This window comes from Rhodococcus sp. MH15 (genome assembly GCF_019266045.1).
GTDB lineage: Bacteria > Actinomycetota > Actinomycetes > Mycobacteriales > Mycobacteriaceae > Rhodococcus_F > Rhodococcus_F qingshengii.
This window is the reverse complement of sequence record NZ_LPNP01000080.1, coordinates 249,030-264,761: the sequence shown is the minus strand read 5'-3', so window position 1 is coordinate 264,761 and position 15,732 is coordinate 249,030. Positions and strand designations below refer to the sequence as shown.

Below are 15,732 nucleotides of genomic sequence, written 5' to 3'. Positions count from 1 at the left end.
CGGGACCCTGAGGCCCCGCCACCGCCGAGTTCAGTTGACCGTAATCGCCAGAGTCGACAACATGGACCGCAACATGTCCGGCAAGCGAGCGATCATTCGCTGCTCGGTTATCCGAACGGAGACGGGCGCGGCCAGCGTCGCTCGCCACAGTTCCGGTTGATTGTTCATCAGGTTGTTGTAGACCGGGAGCAGCTGACCGTTGATGTAGGTCCAACGACCGTCCCGGTCCGCCCAGTTGAAGTCCGGAAGCGGCGTTTGCACAACAGCATTGCCCACCTCGAACGAGAGCGGGTTCGACTCGCGTGGCGGCACGACGCCAGGCATCGACGGTGATGCGGCGAAGGTGGTCAGGTAGGTCAACGAGCGACCAACACTGCCGCGGTAGGCCTTCGCCTCGTCCCACTGATCACCCACCGACTGGTACTGCTCCCTTCGCAGCAGACGCACATTGCCGTCGAAGACCGATTCCGGTGTCCCCGAGGCAATGTTGTTCCACGCGATACGGGCGTTCTCGTCGAGCAGCCCTGCGCGATCGAGTTCGGCGATGCCGTCGACACCGTCGTGAACCCACGCCATGTGCATGGGAATCAGGTCCGAGAAGATGTGTTTGCTCATCGCAATCACTTTCCCCTGGAACCACATCACGTCCTCGGGGCGAATCTCGTGGCCTACCTTGAGAAGTGCCGCAATGTCCTCGGGGGCTCCCATCGACGATGCAACCGGCGCCCCGATGCGGTCGATCTCTCGCCACACCAGTGCCATCGCCTCGCTGATCGCTTGGACTTCCAGCACAACTCGCCCGTAGTCCAAGTCGAGGAGTCCACCGGCGAAAGCGGGCCCGACCATTCCTCCCATACCTGCCCACTGCAGTTCTCGATGCTCGAGCTGGAGTCGCTCGTAGAACTGGAAAGTGTTGGTGAGGTTTCCGAGATTCGCGTGCACACCGTCGAACGGAGTCCACGTAGCGAGATCGATACCTGCCGACTCCGTCCCGACCGCGAGCCAGTACTGCTTGAGCAGTGTCTGATAGCGATGCGGATCCACTCCCGAGGCTCGGGCGGTATCCACCAAAGACCGCAGGGTCGCGGAATCCGATGGCAGAGAAGGATGCAGACCGCCCGTGGCTTCGGCGTTTGCGTTCACTGCTTCCAGGTCGAGGTACCTGTCGAGCTCACCAGTACCCGCGGACGCCCTGCCTCCCAGTACGACGGCACCGCCGATACTTGCCGAAGCAACGAGAACCGTGCGCGCAAAATCCCTGCGCGTCAGAGACTTCCGCAAGCTCATCGCCCCTCGGCTTCGTCGAACGTCTTTGCCAGCCAGGCGATGTCCTGCATACCCAGCTGATCGGTCACCGTCTTGTACAGGTTGGTCACGTAATCGAGCGGCCCGCACTGCGACGGGAGCAGGTCCACGTTGCCGCCGTCTGCTCGATATGTCTGCGCCAATTGCTCTGCCTCACTGAAGGGAACGAGAAAGTCGTCCTCACAGGAAGAAATCAGAAGCTTGGAAGCCGGCGCCTGCTTTCCCAACGTGTTGTCCGCGTACGCCGCGGCCAGCGCAGGGATCGTTCGGGGCGAAGGGTTGGTGAGTAGGACGTCGAATGGAACGAATGGGAGTCCGAGGTAGAGCGCCTGGCAGGACGCGCGGAAGGCTGCGGCGACGTTGTGACCGATCGGAGTCAGATGATCGTCGAGCCGAACGTCGGGGTAGCCCGCGTCGAATCCGAGAATGCTCGAGAAGACGAATCCGGAACCGATCCCACCGGCCGCTGTTTCCTCGAACGTTGCGGGGTCGATCATCATCGCCTGAATGGCACTGGCCTGGACGTTCAGTTCCGGCGCATAATCATGGGCTTGTTCCGCGGCAAAGCCCGCTGCGACACCGCCTCCGGCGACACCGTAGATGCCGACAGGGGTGTCTGATTCGAGGCCGCCTTCCGGAAGCGCGAGTGCTGCCCGAACGCCGTCGAGCGTTGCCTTCCCTGAGAACTGTCCGATCGAGAACGGATGGGGAGCAGTGTCGCCGTCGTTGCCGACGTCGCTCATCATCACTGCCCAGCCGTGGCCGAACATCTGAGCCACCGGGCCGAGCGCCGAGAACATCGCCGGGTCGCTCTGATTGCCGCCGGTCCACTGGTGACTTGGTGCGCAGTTCGCGCCGAGGCTGTCGTTCGCCTCGGCGTATCCGATGATCTTGCGATCACCTGGCGCAGTTCCGTCCTCGGGAATCATCAGAATTCCGGTGCTGATCACCTGCCGACCGAAGTGATCAGTGGTGGTGTACATGAGTTGGTGAGCCGAGACCACGTCGGGACGGACCTGGTAGACCTGCACGCTGACCGGACGCGCTTTGAGAAGTGTGCCGGGGGCGGTACCCGGCTCGATTTCAGGTTCGTCGAACCACGGATCATCGGACGAGAGCCCGAGTGGAGTCAATTCGGTGGAAATGTCAGCGCCTTGGAGTGCCTTCACGACCAACGGGTTGAACACGTCGGCCAACTCGACGGTCTCCTGCGCACCAGCCGGCGACCCCACCGCAAACAAGGCCACTGCCAGGGCCGATGCCGTTCCGGCGCGCCATGACCACCGTCGCCACGTCGAGTCAAACATCGTTCACGAGTTCCTTACTTTCGGGTAATGAGCACCCCTACACTCCCATTCACCTGCATTAACAGACAAGTCGGGCACCCATCCGTTGGCCGAAAACCTCGATCGGGCTTAGGCTGACGGCACCTGTCCGGCAAGTCTGGCGTGGGAGGTTTGTCTGTGAGTGCTCCGACCCGTGTATCGCGAGCTACCGGCGATTCACTCCAAGCTCGACCGCGGCCGTCCAACATCACGTGCAAGATTCTGATGGCCGTGACAGGACTGATCTTCGCCGCTTTCGTTCTCGTCCACATGATCGGAAACCTGAAGGTCTACACCGGTGCCGATCACTTCGACGACTACGCACACTGGCTACGAACGGTGTTCGAACCCTTCCTGCCCTACGAGGGACTTCTGTGGATTCTTCGCATCGTCTTGCTCGCGTCATTGGTCGCACACGTCTGGTGTGCCTGGCTGCTCACCGTCCGCGGACGCCGAGCTCGAGGAAAATTTCGACGTAAAGGTCTGGGAATCAAGTCCTTTACAGCGCGCACGATGCCCGTCACCGGAGCTGTGCTGCTGCTGTTCGTCTTTTTCCACATACTCGACCTCACGACCGGAACCCGACCTATCGGCAGCAGCGAGTACGAAGCGGCCACGCGCACACAGAGTTACGCATACGACAATCTGATTGCCAGCTTCGAGCGTCCGCTGGTGGCAGCGTTCTACATCGTCGCGATGGCTCTGCTGGCAATGCACCTCGCGCACGGACTCTGGAGCGCGGTCAACGATCTCGGCGTGACCGGCCAACGACTGCGCCAGATTGGCGTTGCACTCTCCGGAATCTTTGCGCTCGTCGTGATGGTCGGAAACATGTCGATCCCCATCGCGGTCATGACCGGCGCCATCTCGAAGACAGGAGCGTCATAAGTGAACAGCTTCGAACTCGACGATCTGCGCAGCATCGGGACACCGGTGGACGGTAAGGTCCCGGCCGGCGATCCGGCGACGGCCTGGCCCACTCGCAAACTCGACTACAAGCTCGTCAGCCCACTCAACCGGCGCAAGTTCACGGTCATCGTCGTCGGTACCGGCCTCGCCGGCGCGGCCTGCGCCGCCTCCCTCGGTGAACTGGGCTACCACGTCGAGTCCTTCACCTTCCACGATGCACCCCGCCGTGCACACAGTGTCGCCGCGCAAGGAGGCATCAACGCTGCTCGCGCTCGAAAAGTGGACAACGACAGTCTCGCCCGCTTCGTGAAGGACACCGTCAAGGGCGGTGATTTCCGGGGCCGTGAGGCCGACTGTTTCCGTCTCGCCGAAGAATCCGTACGCGTCATCGATCACATGAATGCCATCGGGGCACCGTTTGCTCGCGAGTACGGCGGCACTCTGGCCACCCGATCCTTCGGCGGCGTTCAGGTGTCGCGCACGTACTACACGCGCGGGCAGACAGGCCAGCAGTTGCAGATAGCGTCGTCGCAGGCACTGCAACGTCAGATCGCAGCCGGAACGGTCAACCTACACACCCGAACCGAGATGCTCGATCTCATCGTTTCGGACGGGCGAGCACAAGGGATAGTCACACGCGATCTCGTGACCGGTGAGATCGGCGCCACCACAGGCCATGCCGTCGTACTGGCATCCGGCGGCTACGGAACCGTATTCCACAAGTCCACACTTGCGAAGAATTCCAACGCCACGGCCGCCTGGCGAGCGCACCGACGCGGTGCGTTGATGGCTTCACCCTCGTTCATCCAATTCCATCCGACGGCACTTCCCGTCAACTCCGAGTGGCAGTCGAAAACCATTCTGATGAGCGAATCCCTGCGCAACGACGGCCGGATCTGGGTACCGGCCAAGCCCGGAGACGATCGTGAGCCCGGCGACATTCCCGAAAACGAACGCGACTACTACCTCGAGCGCAAATATCCGGCGTTCGGGAACCTCTCTCCCCGCGACGTCTCTTCACGGGCCGCCCGCGAGCAAATCGACTCCGGTCACGGCGTCGGCCCTCTGAAAAACAGTGTGTACCTGGATTTCCGCGATGCGTTGGCACGGCTCGGCCGCAAGACCATCGAGGAGCGATACGGAAATCTGTTCTCGATGTATCGCGACGCCACCAGCGAAGACCCCTATACGGTGCCGATGCGCATCGCCCCCGGAGCCCACTTCACCATGGGAGGACTGTGGAACGACTACGACCAGATGACCTCCATCCCCGGCTTGTTCGTCGGTGGTGAGGCAGGCTGGGGATACCACGGGGCCAACCGCCTCGGCGCCAATTCGTTGCTCTCGGCATGCGTCGACGGCTGGTTCACCCTCCCGTACGCGATTCCGAATTATCTTGCACCGCTACTCGGATCCACTCCACTCGAACTGTCCGATCCCGCTGTGACGTCGACGCTCACTGACGTGAGGGGTCGGGTGGACCTGCTGCTCTCGGTCGGCGGAACACACGGCCCCGACAGGTTCCATCGACAACTGGGCGAGATCCTCTATGCGGGTTGCGGTGTCACCCGAACGGCCGAGGGCTTGACCAAGGCGATCGCCGAAATCCGCGCACTGCGAACCGATTTCTGGTCGAACCTGCGAGTTGCCGGCAGCGGAAACCAGTTCAACCAGGAGTTGGAAAGGGCCGGCAGGGTAGCCGATTTCCTCGAGCTCGCCGAACTGATGTGCGTCGATGCTCTCGATCGTGACGAGTCCTGTGGAGCGCACTTTCGTGCCGAACATCAGACTCCCGACGGCGAAGCGCAGCGAAACGATCAGGACTGGTGCTTCGTCTCCGCGTGGGAAACCGCCCAGGACGGCAGACACGTTCGACACGACGAGCCGTTGTCCTTCACCGCTGTTCCACTGCAGACGAGGAACTACGTATGAAAATCACCGTGGACGTGTGGCGCCAATCCGGACCTGAGTCGTCCGGCGCATTCGACACCTACCAAATAGACGACGCGACGGTGGAGATGTCGCTGCTGGAGCTCCTCGACCGACTCAACGACCAACTCGTGGAAAGCGGCAACGAACCCATCGCCTTCGATTCCGACTGCCGAGAAGGGATCTGCGGGTCCTGTGGCATCACCGTCGATGACGTTCCCCATGGGCCGGTTGCGAACACTCCCACGTGCCGTCAGCACCTGCGCAGCTTCTCCGACGGTGACCGAATCAAACTGGAGCCATTCCGCTCCGCAGCCTTTCCAGTGGTCCGCGACCTCGTCGTCGATCGCTCTGCGCTCGACCGGGTGCTCGAAGCCGGTGGATACGTTTCGGTCAATGCAGGAACCGCGCCGGACGCAGACAGTCAGCCGCTCTCGCATCAAAGTGCCGAAGCTGCACTGGACTTCGCCGCGTGCATCGGCTGCGGCGCTTGCGTGGCAGCCTGCCCGAACGGTGCCGCGCACCTCTTCACCGGGTCCAAACTGACCCACCTGTCTCTCGTCACGCAGGGCCGCAACGAACGTGGCAAGCGGGCCCGAGCGATGTCGCACCAGATGGAGGCCGATTTCGGGCCGTGCTCGACCTACGGTGAATGTGCGCAGGTGTGTCCCGCGGAGATACCGCTGACCGCGATTGCCGCTGTCAACAAGGAATCGATGCGATTCGGATTGCGGCGCAAGGACAACTGATCGTCACCAGGCGCCGATCAGCTTCATCCACGCGCCGCCGATGATCGTCCAGATCAGGATGATCACGACGCTCATCACGAAACCGATTCGGAACCATTCCGAGGTCTTGATGTATCCGGAACCGTAGATCACTCCGGCCGGACCGGACGCGTAGTGCGAGATACCGCCGAACAGGCTGCCGATGAAGCCGAACACCAGGGCTGAGAACAGCGGCGGTGCACCGGTTGCCACCGCCGCGCCGAGAAACACCGCGTACATCGCGACGATCTGCGCGGTGTTCGACGCAAACAGATAGTGCGCGTAGAAGTACACCAAGGTCAGGATCGCAAAAGCCCAGATCCACGGCAAACCGTCGACGCTCGAGGAGACCTGGGTTCCGATCCACGAGATCACGCCGAGTTCTTCGAGATGGCTTGCCATACCGACCAGAACGGCAAAGAACACGAGCGTCTGCCACGCCCCGGTATCGTGGACCAGGTTGTTCCACGTCAGCACCTTGGTCACCAACAGGATGCCGATTCCGACAAACGCTGTTGTAGTGGCGTTGACGTTGAGCTGCGAGCCCAGGCACCAGAGCACCAGCAGCAGAACGAAGGTGGCGGCCATGATCTTCTCGTTGCGGCTGATCGGACCTGCCTTGCGCAGTTCCTCCCTGGCTTGCTCGGGTGCTTTCGGAGTCTTCAACATCGTGGGCGGGAAGATCTTCGACATCACCCACGGGATCGCGATGAGACTCGCAATTCCCGGAACCGATGCTGCCAGCGCCCATTTGCCCCACGAGATGTCGATGCCGATCTTGGCAGCCGCATCGACGGCGACGGGGTTACCCGCCATGGCGGTGATGAACATCGCGGAGGTCACGACGTTGACTTGCAGCGACGTGAGCAGCAGATATGCTCCGAGCTTCTTGCGAGAGTCCTCGGGCTCGGGATTGGAGTCCTCCAACTTGCTCAGCGAGACGATGATCGGATAGACGACGCCACCAGCGCGGGCGGTGTTCGACGGCGTCGCCGGAGCAAGTATCAAGTCCGTCAACGCCATTCCGTAGGACAAACCGAGGCTCGACTTGCCGAGCTTGGTCACGAACATGAGTGCAACCCGTTTGCCGAGTCCGGTGACCAGGAAGCCCTCGGCAATGAAGAACGATGCGACGATCAGCCAGATCGTGGTGTTACTGAAGCCGGACAACGCTTCCGTCGGCGTCTCGGTCTGGGTGATCATGGCGATCGACAGGCCTACCAGCGCCACAGAACCCGTCGGCAGAGGCTGCAAGATCAACGCCACGATGGTGCCGACGAAGATTCCGAGCATGTGCATGCCCTTGGGATCCACACCGTCCGGAACAGGCATGAAATAGATGATCAGGCCGAGGATGACGGGCACCGCAGCCGGGTAGTACCGCCTGAGCACCGATTGTTTCGACGGCTCCGCCGGCGGTGTCGTCTCAGAAAAAGACTCAGTGCTTTCGGATTTGGCCTCGGACATTTGCATCTCCTCGACTTGTCGCCCCAGGTGATCGCCCCAGATGATTGTCCCCCAAACATCAGGTTTTCGTGCGGTCAATCCAAGTTCGAGAGAAATTGCCCGGAAGTACAGTCGTCCTTACGAGGCGCTGTCTCGCACCGACGCTTCAGTGGGAGAATGCCCATCTCTCGCAAAAGATTGTGCCAATCGATCAACAGAGGCGCCGGCGTGCTGCACGCTTGAATCTCGGAGAGTTGTTCAACCTGCTTCTGCGAAAGGTATTCGTCGGCACGATGTTTGGGTCAGGACTGCGCGGATTGCCGATCTCGACCGGATCTTCGCGCGTGATGTGATCCAATTCCGAAGCATGTCAGCCGACAGACAGACCCACGAACCGAGAAGATTCGTATCGGGCCGACGACTGGTTGCGCCATCTATTGTCGGGAGTGTGACGGAATCCGACGCCCACGAGGACTCGACCGACTCCACTGAATCGGCAGTGGCCGATCACCCGAGAAAACGTCCACTGTGGCGTGAGATTCTGATCCTCGTTGTCGTCGCACTTGTCCTGAGTGTTGTCATTCAGAACTTCGTCGGACGCATCTTTCTGATCCCGTCGGAGTCCATGGAACCGACACTTCACGGATGCACCGGCTGCACGGGAGACAAGATCCTCGTCGACAGAATCAGCTATCGATTCGGGGATCCGCAACCTGGGGATGTGGTCGTGTTCAAGGGACCCGAGTCCTGGAACGACGAGTACAAATCCATTCGATCCGACAATTCGATTGTTCGCGCATTTCAGGGACTCGGGTCCATCGTCGGCTTGGTCCCGCCGGACGAAAACGACCTCGTGAAGCGGGTAGTCGCGGTCGGTGGCCAAACCGTACAGTGCCTGTCCGAGGAAGAGGGGCTTCGAGTGAACGGCAAGCCGCTGACCGAGCCGTACATCGACAAGCGCATTCCGGGCAACGGTACCTCTTGCCAAGGAAGGTATTTCGGGCCGGTCACGGTTCCCGACGGGAACCTGTGGGTGATGGGCGACAACCGCGCCCATTCGAAGGATTCACGTTTCCATCTCGATGACGAACACAGTGGAACGGTGCCGATCGACAATGTCATCGGCAAGGTTCAATTGATCGTCCTTCCCTTCTCACGGTGGGGAACTGTGAGCTCGTTCGATCCGCAGTGACAGATCGAATCAACCAGGCGGCCTGCATCTTCGGACGGCACAGTCGACATGGATCCGCTTTCGGACGATCATCGAGCGCATCTGTTGCCGAAGGTAGGAGAACCACATGCGCGCTCGACGCATCACCGCCAATCTCAAAGTCGCCGATATCGGAACCGCCAAGAGCTTCTACTCCGACTTTCTCGGCCTGAGCACCGAAGAGTTCAACATGGGGTGGGTCGCTCGCTACACCTCTCCCGACACCGGCGCGAACGTACAGCTCGTCACGCACGACGCCACTGCGGCCGAGGACTCCGTCATCTCAGTCCACACGGACGACATCGACGGCGCCTACGAAGAGGCCCGCAGGCTCGGCTACGAAATCGTGCACCCCATAACGACCGAAGAGTGGGGTGTTCGCCGATTCCTCGTCCGGGCACCCGATGGCAACGTCGTCAACATCGTGCGACACCGGGACTGAGCAGCGGAAAGAACCCCATTCGACGTTTTAGGTCATTTGACCTAGAGTTACGTGCATGACCGATTCATTGCAGTATTCAGCCGACGGCCCGATCCTCGTGGCCGGCGGATACGGAACCGTGGGCAGCGCCCTGACTGCGTTGCTCGCCCCCGACTTCCCACTACTCCTCACCGGACGCACCCCCGAGCGAGGCAACGAACTGGCCGGCCGTCACGGCGCTTCCGTCCGCCGCTGGGACCTCCTCGACCCGACACCCTTCGACGCGTCCGTACGCGCGGTCGTGTCGACGGTCAACGATCCCCACGATCGTGTCTTGTCCGCCGCCGTCGAGGCCGGCATTCCGTACGTGGACATCACCCGCTGGACAACCCGCGTCGCTCGCGCCGCCACTCTGGCGGGTCAGAAGTCGCCGAGCGCACCGGTGTACCTGTCGTCCGGATGGATGGGCGGAGTCACCAATATCGTCGCCGCAGCGCTGGCCGAGGAACTGGGTGGCGCGAGCACGATCGACGTCTCGATTCGCTACGACGTCAACGACATTGCCGGGCTGGACTCCGTCGACTTCATCGATCGGCTCGGGCAGGATTTCGAGGTGATGCAGCAAGGAAACCCGATCACCGTCAGCCCGTTGACGGATACACGCTGGGTCGACTTCCCCGGATCGCGCACCAAGGTCGGAAGAATCGACACTCCGGAACAATTCACGTTCCCCATGACCTTGGGCGCCGAAACTGCCAGCACTCGAATAGGTTTCAGTTCGAATGCATCCACAACTGCGCTGCTCGCCGCCAAGAAGGTGGGTCTGTTCCGTTGGGGTCGCGGCGACCGCTTCACACCGCTACGACGCGGACTCCTGTACTCGCCGGGCAAGGGCGGGAGCGCGCAAGTACGCATCGATGTCACCGGCCCGAGCGGCACGACAAGCGCGACAATCGTCGACCGGCAGGGCCAGGCTCACCTCACCGCGGTGGGCGGCGCGTTGGCCGTCAGACGAGCCTTGGCCGACGATGCCCGGCCTGGAGTCACTTTCCCCGAATCGCTTCCGAACCCTCGCCGCACCGTCTCCGAGTTGGAGAGCTTCGGGGTGGCAGTATTGCGACCATGACCCTCTCCAAGGGCGCCGCCCGTGCGGCAGCACTTCTCGACGCAGCAGAACAGGTCCTCACTACTCAGGGCAATGCCAACTCGGCAATGCGCGATTTCGCAGCCGCGGCCGGAGTGCGGGTAGGACATCTGCAGCACTACTACCCCACCCGTGCAGATCTGATACGCGCAGTGATGTCACGTGCATTGACCCGCTCACTGGATCGCCTTGCCGTCGTCCCCGATACGGATCAGAGCCTCTCCCGCGAGGAATCCGAACACTTCATCGGAGTCCTGCTCGGAGAACAGGACGACCAGGCCACGGTGCGTCTGTACGTCGAAGTATGGGCCATTGCAGCGGCGGACCAAGAAGTCGCGGTCGTGCTTCGAGACTTCTACGCCCAGTACATCGCACACGTAGAGCGCGCAGTCGCGTGTGCACAACCGGAGCTGGATGCGGCGGAACTTGGCGCGACAGCGCAGACCATCGTGAGCCTGCTCGAGGGTTCCGCAATTCTCCGATCGGGAATCACCGGCCGAAAGTCCGAGGCTTCGGACCGAAAGCTCGTGGACACACTGCAGTACCTGATTCACGGGTCCTGACTCGGACGTATCGTAAAGCCCATGAGCGTTGCAAACGAATGGAGCCGAATCGAAGCGTGGTGCCGTACAAACGCACCGGTGACGGCTGCAGCGTTTCAACCAGGACTCGGTGACGCCGTTATCGAGGAATTCGAAGCCTCGACCGGCGTCACGTGGCCCCAGGAACTTCGCGACCTGTATCGGGTCCACAACGGCAGCCTGACCCACGACGACCGGACCGGCCTCTTTCTCGGCAGCGTGCTCCCGGACAAGTTCTTCTACCCCATAGACGTCGCAACCGAAGTTCGTCTCACTCTGCTCGAAACGTGGGACGAGACGATCTACGAGAATCCAGACCTCTACGCCGAGGACGAGATGGATCGACACGATCAACGCGACGCAGGCACTGCCGCAACCATGTTCATCCCCTCGTTCGTTCCCTTTGCCGGACTGGACGAGTACCACTACTTCGTGGACACCCGTAGCGGCGCACTCCACCATTGTGTGACCGAGTATGCCTCGGACGCCACTGACAACGGCGGTCCGATCTGGGCGTCCATCTCGGTAATGCTGGCCGCCCATGCCGTAGCGCTGGAAACAGGATCAACGATCGGAGTGTGGAAACCCGTTGTCAGCAAGGGTGTTCTGGAATGGGAAGTCGACGCATGACACCCAAGCAGGATCCGACCCGTCGCACCCTCGCCGACGGGCGTCAGATCTTCTACTTCGACGATGCCGGCAGTGCCCGCGCCCACTCTGCGCGAGATTCCCGCGAATTGCCGGCTCTCGACCACTCGTCTCGGATGAGATTCGACGTTCTCACCGGGGAGTGGATCACCATGGCTTCGCATCGCATGACACGGACACATCTCCCCTCCGCCGCCGAATGTCCATTGTGCCCGACCGACGAAACACGCACGCCCACAGAGATACCCGACGGAGACTACGACGTCGCGGTGTTCGAGAATCGGTTTCCGAGCTTTGCCGCGGCGCCTGAGGAAGCCATTGACAGTCCCGGAGACGGTGCGGGCGATCGCCCAGCGGCCGGTCACTGCGAAGTGATGTGCTTCTCGAGCGATCACACGGCGTCCGTCGCCGAGCTTCCACTCGAACGCATGCGCACGATTGTGGGCGCCTGGATTTCTCGGACCGAAGAGTTGTCGGCGGATCCGCTTGTGGAACAAGTGTTCTGCTTCGAGAACCGCGGCGAAGCAATCGGGGTGACACTCACCCATCCACACGGACAGATCTACGCATACCCGTATGTCACGCCACGCACCCGATCGATGCTGACGCAGGCGCACAAACACTTCGAGCGCACCGGTCGCTCACTACTCGCCGATGTTCTGGCGTTCGAGCGCGAGGACAAGGCCCGGTTGATCTACGACGGCGATCACTGGAGCGCCTACGTCCCGACCGCCGCACGATGGCCCATCGAGATTCACCTGGCACCGCACCGAGACGTCCCGGACCTTCCCTCGCTGAACGACCAAGAGCGCGACGAGCTTGCGGTCGTCTACCAAGATCTCCTACGCCGTATCGATCGCTTCTATCCGGGCGTCGACCGGGTACCGTACATCGCGGCCTGGCACCAAGCTCCCGTCCGCATCAACCGACCTCTGGGCCGACTGCATCTTCAGCTGTTCTCGATCTTGCGCGCACCGGGCAAACTCAAATACCTCGCCGGGTCCGAGTCCGCCATGGGCGCCTGGGTGAACGACACCGTTCCCGAGGCAGTCGCGGCCCGCCTACGGGAGTTGAAATAGTGGATACGGTCTCGAACAATTCTGTGCTCCAACAGTTTCACGCCACCTACGGCTATCCGGCAACCGGAGTGTGGGCGGCACCCGGTCGAGTCAACCTGATCGGTGAACACACGGACTACAACGGTGGATTGTGCCTACCGGTCGCTCTCGAGCAGCGAACACTGGTTGCCGTCGCACTGCGCAGCGACGGGGTCGTCCGCGTGCACAGTCGGCAATCCGCCGAGACGTACACCGGGCCCCTCGGCGACATCGCCACAGGGTGGGCCGCCTACCCCACAGCCGTTCTGTGGTCTCTTGCGCGCAGAGGCCTCCCGATCGAAGGAATCGATCTTGCCGTCGACTCGTCGGTACCGGTCGGGGCCGGGCTGTCGAGCTCCGCTGCCCTCACCTGTTCGGTTGCGTTGGCCGTCAACGAACTTCATGATTCACCCTTCCCCCGCGATGAGCTGGTACAGGTGTGCATCCAGGCCGAGAACGACGGCGTCGGCGCACCGACCGGAGGGATGGATCAAACCATTGCCCTCTTTGCTCAGCCCTCGACTGCGCTCCTGCTGGACTGCCAGGGCGGATCCACCGAACCCATACCTTTCGAACTCCACGGTGCAGGGTACGAACTGATCGTCATCGACACCCGGGTCAAACACTCGCTCGCAGACGGACAGTACGGAATGCGGCGCTCTCAATGCGTCGCTGCAGCAGCAGCTCTCGGCGTCGGCAGCTTGCGAGAGGCTACAGCAGACCAGGCCGAGACAGTGCGAGACCCGATCCTCCGGGCGCGGGCACGGCACGTCGTGACCGAGATCGAGAGGACGCGGAAGACCGCAGAACTTCTGCGCAGCAGCAGATTCAGTGACGTCGGCGAGCTGTTCGACAACTCGCACGCCTCGTTGCGCGACGACTTCGAGGTCTCGTGCGATGAACTCGACGTCGCCGTTGCCGCAGCACGACGCGGCGGCGCGATCGGTGCGCGGATGACCGGCGGCGGATTCGGAGGCTCAGCCATCGCGCTGGTTCCGGAAGGAAGCGGAGCGGAGGTCATCGCATCGGTGAGCCGCGACTTTGCGGCGCGAGGTTGGCGAGCACCACACTTTCTCGGCGTCGTTGCCGGGGGTTCGGCCGCTCGTCTCTGAGCGAACGGCACGTTCAGCGCACTGGAGGTGCCGAACGTACCGTTCGCCCTGGTTGGGGCACCTCGAGATCCCCCTCACATAAATAGTCATCTCAGATGCGAATTATGTAGGTTCAGATCATGCAACTGACGCAGTTCACCGATCTGGGATTGCGCGTCGTCATGCGGTTGGCCGTACTCGACGCGGATGCCTCCCCCAGCACTCGGGATGTTGCGCAGCAGCTCAACGTGTCGTATTCCCATGCCACCAAGGTGGTTACACGGCTCGGTGAGCTCGGCATCGTGACAACCAGGCGCGGCCGCGGCGGTGGGCTTTCCATCACCGAACTCGGCCGCACCGCCACCATCGGCTGGCTGGCCAGACGCCTCGAAGGCCCGGGTGAAGTCGTCGACTGCGAAGGGGACAAACCGTGCCCACTGCGCGGAGGTTGCCTCCTTCGGAGCGCTTTGCGCGAAGCACAGGAAGCGTTCTTCGTTTCACTCGACGCGGTCACGATCGAAGACGTCATCCGGCAGCCGTCCAAAACTGTCCTGCTACGCCTCACCACTCGGAGCGACGAAGCAGGCTGATCAATCGAATTTCGACCGAACGGAGCAGCTCATGCTTTCCCCACAGTCAACCGAGGTCATTCGCGCCACCCTTCCCGTGGTCGGCGCTGCCATCGGCGATATCACAACCCTGTTCTACCGCAGGATGTTCGACGCGCATCCTGAACTCGAACGCGATTTGTTCAATCGCGGCAATCAGAAGCAGGGCGAACAGCAGAAAGCTCTCGCCGGTGCCATCGCGGCATTCGCGACGCTTCAGCTCGAGCCGGACAGCGCCAAGGTCGATCTCATACTTTCACGTATCGCCCACAAGCATGCGTCGCTGGGAATCACGCCCGACCAGTACGCAATCGTGCACGAACACCTCTTTGCCGCGATCGTCGAAATACTCGGCGATGCAGTCACTCCCGACGTCGCAGCAGCCTGGGACGAGGTCTACTGGCTGATGGCGGAAACCCTCATCACGATGGAGCGTGGCCTCTACCAACTCGCCGGCGTGGAGGCCGGTGACGTCTGGCGCACAGTCAGGATCAGTGAACGAGTTCTTCAGTCCGCCGACACCGTCTCACTGACGCTCACGTCGCTCGACGGCAGTGCACTCCCCACCTTCGCTCCCGGACAGTATCTTTCGGTCGGGGTTACGCTGCCCGACGGCGCCCGCCAGATCCGCCAATACAGCCTGTGTTCGATACCGAGCAGCGCAGACTGGCGGATCAGCGTCAAGCGAATCTCCGGAACTCCCGATGGCGAAGTGTCGAACTTCCTCTACAACAACGTATTCGAAGGTCAAGAACTCTCCGTCACCACACCTTTCGGTGATCTCACCATGCCGGACGACAACTCGCCGCTCCTGCTCGCGTCGGCCGGAATCGGTTGCACACCGATGATCGGGATGCTCAATCATCTCGTGGACACCGGCGCTGACCGTTCGGTATCTGTCATCCATGCGGATCGATCCATTGCGGATCACGCGCACCGCGCAGAACTCAGCACACTCGTCGACCAGATTCCCGCCGCAACCCTGCACCGTTGGTACGAGGATCTCGGCACGCACGTTGCGTTCGGATCGGTTCACGAAGGACGGGCGGATTTGCAAGGTATTGCAGTGGAGCCCGATACCCAAGCCTTCCTTTGCGGGCCGATGCCGTTCATGTTGGCGATGCGCGCATCGTTGCTCGAAAGGGACGTCCCGGCACAGAATATCCACTACGAGGTCTTCGGGCCCGACAGCTGGGCCAACACCTGAGCGGACCACTGCCTGCGAACTGGACCTTGGCGCGCGACTGCAAA

Annotated in this window: 15 protein-coding genes; 12 read left to right on the top strand and 3 right to left on the bottom strand. The window is 61.7% G+C overall.

Features of this window, described 5'->3' with window-relative positions; translation table 11 throughout:
- Nucleotides 1-30: 30 nt before the first annotated feature.
- Together ATN37_RS24010 and ATN37_RS24005 are read right to left on the bottom strand one after the other, a co-directional pair.
- The gene (locus ATN37_RS24010) at nucleotides 31-1,287 is read right to left on the bottom strand and encodes a Tat pathway signal protein (RefSeq protein ID WP_218695699.1); all 1,257 of its coding nucleotides are present in this window, start codon (nucleotides 1,285-1,287) and stop codon (nucleotides 31-33) included.
- Nucleotides 1,284-2,612 carry a lipase family protein gene (locus tag ATN37_RS24005; protein ID WP_218695698.1) on the bottom strand — a complete coding sequence of 443 codons (1,329 nt, stop codon included), beginning with the start codon at nucleotides 2,610-2,612 and terminating at the stop codon, nucleotides 1,284-1,286. Before ATN37_RS24005 ends, ATN37_RS24010 begins: the two co-directional genes overlap by 4 nt.
- A 156-nt stretch (nucleotides 2,613-2,768) precedes the next feature.
- Here ATN37_RS24005 and ATN37_RS24000 point away from each other — a divergent pair, with 156 nt between their 5' ends.
- The 3 genes from ATN37_RS24000 to ATN37_RS23990 are packed head-to-tail and all read left to right on the top strand — an operon-like array spanning nucleotide 2,769 to nucleotide 6,217.
- Nucleotides 2,769-3,518, top strand: coding sequence for a succinate dehydrogenase cytochrome b subunit (locus tag ATN37_RS24000; RefSeq protein WP_166502754.1), 750 nt, complete (start codon nucleotides 2,769-2,771; stop codon nucleotides 3,516-3,518).
- Nucleotides 3,519-5,471 carry a fumarate reductase/succinate dehydrogenase flavoprotein subunit gene (locus ATN37_RS23995; protein ID WP_007730764.1) on the top strand — a complete coding sequence of 651 codons (1,953 nt, stop codon included), beginning with the start codon at nucleotides 3,519-3,521 and terminating at the stop codon, nucleotides 5,469-5,471.
- Nucleotides 5,468-6,217: a succinate dehydrogenase/fumarate reductase iron-sulfur subunit gene (locus tag ATN37_RS23990; protein WP_042921559.1), complete on the top strand. Its 750-nt coding sequence runs from the start codon at nucleotides 5,468-5,470 to the stop codon at nucleotides 6,215-6,217. Before ATN37_RS23995 ends, ATN37_RS23990 begins: the two co-directional genes overlap by 4 nt.
- 3 nt (nucleotides 6,218-6,220) lie before the next feature.
- Here the strand turns inward: ATN37_RS23990 and ATN37_RS23985 are convergent, their stop codons facing one another.
- The gene (locus tag ATN37_RS23985) at nucleotides 6,221-7,702 is read right to left on the bottom strand and encodes an anion permease (RefSeq protein ID WP_030536065.1); all 1,482 of its coding nucleotides are present in this window, start codon (nucleotides 7,700-7,702) and stop codon (nucleotides 6,221-6,223) included.
- 427 nt (nucleotides 7,703-8,129) lie between these two features.
- Here ATN37_RS23985 and lepB point away from each other — a divergent pair, with 427 nt between their 5' ends.
- The 9 genes from lepB to ATN37_RS23940 all read left to right on the top strand — a co-directional run bounded on the left by lepB (nucleotide 8,130) and on the right by ATN37_RS23940 (nucleotide 15,688).
- Nucleotides 8,130-8,873: a signal peptidase I gene (gene lepB, locus ATN37_RS23980; protein ID WP_003942848.1), complete on the top strand. Its 744-nt coding sequence runs from the start codon at nucleotides 8,130-8,132 to the stop codon at nucleotides 8,871-8,873.
- A gap of 106 nt (nucleotides 8,874-8,979) precedes the next feature.
- Nucleotides 8,980-9,333 (top strand): glyoxalase superfamily protein, encoded by a 354-nt coding sequence (locus tag ATN37_RS23975; protein WP_030536066.1) that lies wholly within the window; start codon nucleotides 8,980-8,982, stop codon nucleotides 9,331-9,333.
- 55 nt (nucleotides 9,334-9,388) lie between these two features.
- Nucleotides 9,389-10,438, top strand: a complete 1,050-nt coding sequence (locus tag ATN37_RS23970; protein WP_058038337.1) for a saccharopine dehydrogenase family protein — start codon at nucleotides 9,389-9,391, stop codon at nucleotides 10,436-10,438.
- A complete protein-coding gene (locus tag ATN37_RS23965; RefSeq protein ID WP_003943180.1) occupies nucleotides 10,435-11,019 on the top strand; it encodes a TetR/AcrR family transcriptional regulator in 585 nt (194 codons plus the stop codon). Before ATN37_RS23970 ends, ATN37_RS23965 begins: the two co-directional genes overlap by 4 nt.
- Nucleotides 11,020-11,040: 21 nt before the next feature.
- Nucleotides 11,041-11,667: an SMI1/KNR4 family protein gene (locus ATN37_RS23960; protein WP_054187516.1), complete on the top strand. Its 627-nt coding sequence runs from the start codon at nucleotides 11,041-11,043 to the stop codon at nucleotides 11,665-11,667.
- Complete coding sequence (gene galT, locus ATN37_RS23955) at nucleotides 11,664-12,764, top strand: galactose-1-phosphate uridylyltransferase (RefSeq protein ID WP_217017979.1); 1,101 nt, start codon at nucleotides 11,664-11,666, stop codon at nucleotides 12,762-12,764. Before ATN37_RS23960 ends, galT begins: the two co-directional genes overlap by 4 nt.
- Nucleotides 12,764-13,894: a galactokinase gene (gene galK, locus ATN37_RS23950; RefSeq protein ID WP_058038338.1), complete on the top strand. Its 1,131-nt coding sequence runs from the start codon at nucleotides 12,764-12,766 to the stop codon at nucleotides 13,892-13,894. Before galT ends, galK begins: the two co-directional genes overlap by 1 nt.
- Before the next feature lie 119 nt (nucleotides 13,895-14,013).
- A complete protein-coding gene (locus tag ATN37_RS23945) occupies nucleotides 14,014-14,463 on the top strand; it encodes an Rrf2 family transcriptional regulator (protein ID WP_003943059.1) in 450 nt (149 codons plus the stop codon).
- A 31-nt stretch (nucleotides 14,464-14,494) separates the two neighbouring features.
- Nucleotides 14,495-15,688: a globin domain-containing protein gene (locus tag ATN37_RS23940; protein WP_217017980.1), complete on the top strand. Its 1,194-nt coding sequence runs from the start codon at nucleotides 14,495-14,497 to the stop codon at nucleotides 15,686-15,688.
- Nucleotides 15,689-15,732 lie beyond the last annotated feature (44 nt).